The sequence below is a fragment of the Streptomyces phytophilus genome (assembly GCF_013870535.1).
GTDB lineage: Bacteria > Actinomycetota > Actinomycetes > Streptomycetales > Streptomycetaceae > Streptomyces > Streptomyces phytophilus.
The window spans coordinates 1-3,064 of sequence record NZ_JACBXC010000726.1 but is presented as its reverse complement, the minus strand read 5'-3'; the positions used below and the strand labels follow the sequence as shown (position 1 = coordinate 3,064).

General features: G+C 70.2%; 3 protein-coding genes. All 3 read right to left on the bottom strand.

Translation table 11 applies throughout. The features are described from left to right. A partial coding sequence (locus H5J30_RS24240) for a GH1 family beta-glucosidase (protein WP_181789490.1) occupies positions 1 to 1,319 on the bottom strand: 1,319 nt, incomplete at its 3' end. Between the two features lie 20 nt (positions 1,320 to 1,339). After that, entirely contained in the window at positions 1,340 to 2,194 is an 855-nt protein-coding gene (locus H5J30_RS24235; RefSeq protein ID WP_181789489.1) for a carbohydrate ABC transporter permease, read from the bottom strand. Beyond that, on the bottom strand, positions 2,187 to 3,064 hold an 878-nt coding region (locus H5J30_RS24230; protein ID WP_181789488.1), incomplete at its 5' end, for a carbohydrate ABC transporter permease. The genes H5J30_RS24235 and H5J30_RS24230, both read right to left, overlap by 8 nt.

Sequence of the window (3,064 nt, the reverse complement as noted above, 5' to 3'; positions counted from 1 at the left end):
TCGGCGTAGCGCCGGCCGCTGCCCTTGATGGTCCGCCGCTGGGTGGCGTAGTCGACGTGGACGAGGCCGAAGCGCTTGTCGTAGCCGTACGCCCACTCGAAGTTGTCCAGCAGCGACCAGGCGAAGTACCCCGCCAGCGGCACGCCGCGGCGCACCGCCTCGGTGCAGGCGGCGAGGTGCTCCTCCAGGTAGCGGGTGCGCTCCGGGTCGTCGATCTGCCCGTCGGGGCCGACCGCGTCCGGGTAGGCGGCGCCGTTCTCGGTGACGTACAGGCAGCGGGCGCGGTAGTCGTCGGCCATCCGCTCCAGCGTCTTCGTCAGCCCCTCGGCGTGCACCTCCCAGCCCATCGCGGTGCGCCGCACGCCGGGCAGGTCGACCTGGCGCGCGTACGGCAGCGGCCCGTCCGGGTCGTTCGCGACGACCTGGCGGAAGTAGTAGTTCAGGCCCAGCCAGTCCAGCGGCGCGGCGATGGTCTCCAGGTCCCCGGGGCGCTCGGGCAGGTCCACGCCGTACAGCCGGCGCATGTCCTCCGGGTAGCCGCGGCCGTGGATCGGGTCCATCCACCAGCGGTTGGTGTGCCCGTCGGCGCGGGCGGCGGCGGCGATGTCCTCGTCGCTGTCGGAGGCCGGCTCGCAGTGCGTGAGGTTGTTGACCAGCCCGACGCGGGCCCCGGGCACGGCGGCGCGCAGCGCCTGGACGGCCAGGCCGTGGCCGAGGTGCAGGTGGTACGAGGCCCGTACCGCCGCCGTCAGATCGGTGAGCCCCGGGGCCATCCGGCCCTCCAGGTGCCCGATCCAGGCCGAGCACAGCGGCTCGTTGAGCGTGGCCCAGTCGGTGATCCGGTCGCCGAGCCGGTGGGCCACGACGGCCGCGTATTCCGCGAACGCCTCGGCGGTCGCGCGCTCCGCCCAGCCGCCGCGGTCCTGGAGCGCCTGCGGCAGGTCCCAGTGGTAGAGGGTGGGGAAGGGCGTGATGCCGGCTTCGAGCAGCGCGTCGGTGAGCCGGTCGTAGAAGGCGAGGCCCGCCTCGTTGACGGGACCGTCGCCGCCCGGGACGACGCGCGGCCAGGCGATCGAGAAGCGGTACGCCTCGGCGCCCAGTCGGCGCATCAGCGCGATGTCCTCGGGCCAGCGGTGGTAGTGGTCGCAGGCGACGTCGCCGGTGTCGCCGCCGTCGACCATGCCGGGCGTGTGCGAGAACGTGTCCCAGATCGACGGGGCGCGGCCGTCCTCGCGGACGGCGCCCTCGATCTGGTACGCGGCGGTGGCCGTGCCCCACACGAAGTCGGACGGGAGACGGTCGAGGTGCAGGTCGGTCACGGAGTTCCTTTCGGACGGGGTCACTTGACGGCTCCGGCGGTCAGCCCGGCGACGAGATAGCGCTGGAGCAGCAGGAAGCCGGCGACGACGGGGAGGCTGACGACGAGGGAGGCGGCCATGACCTGGTTCCAGTACACCTCGGTCTGGGTCGCGTATCCCTGCAGCCCGACGGAGAGCGTCCGGGTGACGTCGTTGGTCATGACCGAGGCGAAGAGGACCTCGCCCCAGGCGGTCATGAAGGAGTAGATGGCGACGGCGACGATCCCGGGGACCGCCGCCGGCACCACGACACGGAACAGTGCCTTCAGCGGCCCGCAGCCGTCGACGAGCGCCGCCTCGTCCAGGTCGCGGGGGATGGAGTCGAGGTAGCCGACCAGCATCCAGATGGAGAAGGGCAGGGTGAAGGTCATGTACGTGAGGATCAGGCCGCCGCGGGAGCCGTAGAGGGCGATCCCGGTGGTGTTCCCGATGTTGACGAAGATCAGGAACAGCGGCAGCAGGAAGAGGATGCCGGGGAACATCTGGGTGGACAGCACCGTGACCGTGAACAGCCGCTTGCCGCGGAAGCGGTAGCGGCTGACCGCGTACGCGGCGAAGATCGCGATGACGACCGAGCAGGCCGTCGCGGCGCCCGCCACGATCAGTGAGTTCAGGAAGTAACGGGCCAGCGGCACCGTGTCCCAGATATCGAGATACGGCCGGATGGTCAGCCCGCTGGGTATCCACCGGAACTCGCCGGTCACGTCTTCGAGGGGCTTGAGCGAGCTGCTGAGCATCACGTACACGGGCGTGACCGCGAAGACCGTCAGCAGCGTGAGCACGATCCGCCTGGTCCAGATGAACGACCGCGGCGGTGCGGTGGGGGAGCTATGCACTGGCCGCCTTCCTTCCCCGGGAGGTGAGCAGCAGGTAGCCGGCCGTGACGACCAGCAGGAAGAGCAGCAGCAGCACGGACATGGCGGAGCCGGCGCCGAAGTTCCAGGTGACGAAGGACGACTGGTAGATGTGGATGGAGATGATGTCCGCGGACTCCGGCGCCGACTTGCCGAAGAGGATGTACGGCACGTTGAAGTCGTTGAACGTCCACAGGAAGAGCACGAGGACCAGCACCTGGTTGACCGGCCGCAGCGACGGCAGGGTGATCCGGCGGATCTGCTGCCAGATCCCGGCGCCGTCGATCGCGGACGCCTCGTACACCTCGCGCGGGATGTTCTGCAGCGCCGCGGTGAGCACCAGGAACGCGAACGGCCAGGTGCGCCAGACCGAGACGAGCACGAGCGAGACGAACGCGTTGTCGCCGATCAGCCAGAACGTCGGCTGGCTCGTCAGCCCCAGCTGGTCGTGAATCACATGGTTCACCAGGCCGTTGTCCCGCTGGAGCATGAACGACCAGGTGATGACGGCGGTGTAGACGGGCAGCGCGTACGGGGTGAGGAAGACCGCGCGCAGCAGTCCGCGGCCGCGGAAGGCGTCCTGCATGAGGATCGCCGCGGTGACGCCGAGCAGCCAGGAGAAGCCGACCGCGAGGACCGTGAACGCGCAGGTGATGAGGAACGAGCGCAGCAGCGCCTCGCCCACCGGCGCGTCGAAGTCGACGGCGACGCGGAAGTTGTCCAGGCCGGCCCAGGGCGCCTCGCCCCAGTCGCGGATGTAGCGCTGGGTCAGCTCCTTGAAGCTCATCACCACGCCGACGGCCATCGGCACCAGGTGGATCAGCAGCTCCAGCAGCAGGGCGGGCAGCAGCA